We start from the raw sequence: 3,589 nt of genomic DNA, 5'->3' as shown, positions 1-3,589 counted from the left end.
GCGGTCAGGTGACGAGCATCGACAACCGCGTGACCACGCTGGAAGGCGGCTGGAACGTGGCGGCCAATGGCGGTGCGGCCGACGCTATCAAGGCGGGCGACACGCTGAACTTTGTCGACGGCACCAATACGAGCGTCGCGTACGACGCCAGCGGCAAGGCACTGACGGTGAGCGTGGTCGACAACCCAACGTTCGCGGGTCTGGTCACGGCCAACGGCGGGCTGGACATGGCCGACAACGTGATCAGCAACGTGGCGGCTGGCGTGGCCGACACCGACGCGGTCAACGTCAGCCAGTTGAACGCGCTGGGCGATCAGGTGACGAACATCGACGGCCGTGTCAGCACGGTCGAAGGCGACATTACTTCGATCAACACGCATCTAGGCAGCATCGACAACAGCGTCACCAGCATCGATGGCCGTGTGAGCAACGTCGAAGGCAGCATCACCACGATCAACACCAACATCGCCAACCTGGGCGATCAGGTGACCAGCATCGGCGGTCAGATGACCAGCATCGACAACCGCGTGACCACGCTGGAAGGTGGCTGGAACGTGGCGGCCAATGGCGGTGCGGCCGACGCTATCAAGGCGGGCGACACGCTGAACTTTGTCGATGGCACCAACACGAGCGTTGCGTACGACGCCACCGGCAAGGCATTGACGGTGAGCGTGGTCGACAACCCAACGTTCGCGGGTCTGGTCACGGCCAACGGCGGGCTGGACATGGCGGGCAATACGATCAGCAACGTGGCGGCTGGCGTGGCCGACACCGACGCGGTCAACGTCAGCCAGTTGAACGCGCTGGGCGATCAGGTGACGAACATCGACGGCCGTGTCAGCACGGTCGAAGGCGACATCACTTCAATCAACACGCAGATCGGCGACATCAACAACAGCATCACGAGTATCGACGGTCGCGTGAGCGTGGTCGAAGGGGATATCACGTCGATCAACACGCATCTAGGCAGCATCGACAACAGCATCACCAGCATCGATGGCCGGGTGAGCAACGTCGAAGGCAGCATCACGACGATCAACACCAATATCGCCAACCTGGGGGATCAGATCACCAGCATCGGCGGTCAGGTCACCAGCATCGACAACCGCGTGACCACACTGGAAGGCGGCTGGAACGTGGCGGCCAATGGCGGTGCGGCCGACGCCATCAAGGCCGGCGACACGCTGAACTTTGTCGCCGGCACCAATACGAGTGTTGCGTACGACGCCACGGGCAAGGCGCTGACGGTCAGCGTGATCGACAACCCGAGCTTTGCGGGTCTGGTCACGGCCAACGGTGGGCTGGACATGGCGGGTAATACCATCACCAACGTGGCGGCTGGCACGGCCAGCACTGACGCGGTCAACGTCAGCCAGTTGAAGGGTGTGACCAACATCATCGGTGGCGACACCTACATCGATGCCAGCACGGGCGAGGTCAAGGGTCCGTTCATCACCATCAACGGCGACACCTACACCACGGTGGCGGACGCGATCACCAACATCGACGGCCGCGTGACCAACATCGAAGGCAGCATCACTTCGATCACCGGCGTGCTCGATGGCGTGGTCACCTACGACCGCAACGCGGACGGCACGGTCAACCACGACACGATCACGCTGGCCGGCACCGATGGCACGCAGATCAAGAACGTGGCCGATGGGGTGGATGCGCATGACGCGGTGAACGTGGGCCAGTTGTCCTCGGGTGGCGACATCTACAACACGCTGACGACCGATATCACCAGCAACGTGCAGAACGTCTACGGCGACACCATCCGCTACTTCAAGGCGGACGGTGCCAACGACGGCACTGACGACGCGCAGGTTGTGGCCGGCACCAACTCGGCGGCGATCGGAGCGAACTCGGTGGCCGATCGCGCCAACACGGTGTCGGTGGGCAGCGCAGGCAACGAACGTCAGATCGTCAATGTGGCAGCGGGCACGCAAGACACCGATGCGGTCAACGTGAGCCAGTTGAAGGGTGTGACCAACATCATCGGAGGCGACACCTACATCGATGCCAGCACGGGTGAAGTGAAGGGTCCGTTCATCACCATCAACGGTGACACCTACACCACGGTGGCCGATGCGATCACCAATATCGACGGTCGCGTGACCAACATCGAAGGCAGCATTACCTCGATCACCGGCGTGCTCGATGGCGTGGTCACCTACGACCGCAACGCGGACGGCACGGTCAACCACGACACGATCACGCTGGCCGGCACCGATGGCACGCAGATCAAGAACGTGGCCGATGGGGTGGATGCGCATGACGCGGTGAACGTGGGCCAGTTGTCCTCGGGTGGCGACATCTACAACACGCTGACGACCGATATCACCAGCAACGTGCAGAACGTCTACGGCGACACCATCCGCTACTTCAAGGCGGACGGTGCCAACGACGGCACGGACGACGCGCAGGTTGTGGCCGGCACCAACTCGGCGGCGATCGGAGCGAACTCGGTGGCCGATCGCGCCAACACGGTGTCGGTGGGCAGCGCAGGCAACGAACGTCAGATCGTCAATGTGGCAGCGGGCACGCAAGACACCGATGCGGTCAACGTGAGCCAGTTGAAGGGTGTGACCAACATCATCGGGGGCGACACCTACATCGATGCCAGCACGGGAGAAGTGAAGGGACCGTTCATCACCATCGGTGGCGACACCTACAACACCGTGGCCGATGCGATCGAAGGCGTCGACCTGGGTGCGGTCAAGTACGACCGCAACAGTGATGGTTCGGTCAACTACGACAGCATCACGCTGGCCGGCGGCGCCGACGGCACCAAGATCACCAACGTGGCAGCCGGCGATGTGTCGGAAACCAGCACGGACGCCATCAACGGCAGCCAACTGTGGGCGGTGGAACAGAACATCGCCACGCTGACCGACACGCCGATCACCTTCGCGGGCAACAGCGGTTCGGTCGACAAGAAGCTGGGCGAGACCTTCAGCATCGAAGGCGCGGCGACGACGGCGGGGACGTACTCCGGTGCCAACGTCAGCACGGTCGTGGATGCCGACGGCAAGCTGCAGATCCAGATCGCCGAGAGCCCGACCTTCACCAGCGTGACCACGGGTGACACGACGATGGCCACCAACGGTGTGACCATCGCGGGTGGCCCGAGCATGACCACGGCGGGGATAGACGCGGCCAGCACCAAGATCGTCAACGTCGCGGCCGGCACGGCCAGCACGGACGCGGTCAACGTGAGCCAGTTGCAAGGTGTGACCAACATCATCGGCGGCGACACCTACATCGACAGCAGCACGGGCGAAGTGAAGGGACCGTTCATCACCATCGGTGGCGACACCTATAACACCGTGGCGGATGCGATTGCCGGTGTTGACGAAGGTGCGGTCAAGTACGACCGCAACAGTGATGGCTCGGTCAACTACGACAGCATCACGCTGGGCGGTGGCACCGACGGCACCAAGATCACCAACGTGGCGGCCGGCGACGTGTCGGAAACCAGCACGGACGCCATCAACGGCAGCCAGCTCTATGCCATTGCGGGGGATACCAGCAACACCTACATCACCAACAACGGCACGGGCGTGAAGTACGTGCGCACCAACGACAC

Annotated in this window: 1 protein-coding gene; it reads left to right on the top strand. The window is 62.8% G+C overall.

The genetic code is table 11. The features are described 5' to 3' along the window. Positions 1-3,589, top strand: a 3,589-nt coding sequence (locus ACDA63_RS20055) for a beta strand repeat-containing protein (protein ID WP_373665079.1), incomplete at both ends; no start/stop codon positions are given.

This window comes from Uliginosibacterium sp. sgz301328 (genome assembly GCF_041807905.1).
GTDB lineage: Bacteria > Pseudomonadota > Gammaproteobacteria > Burkholderiales > Rhodocyclaceae > JBGVSA01.
Note: the sequence above shows the minus strand (reverse complement) of the source record. Positions and strands in the feature narration are given on the sequence as shown.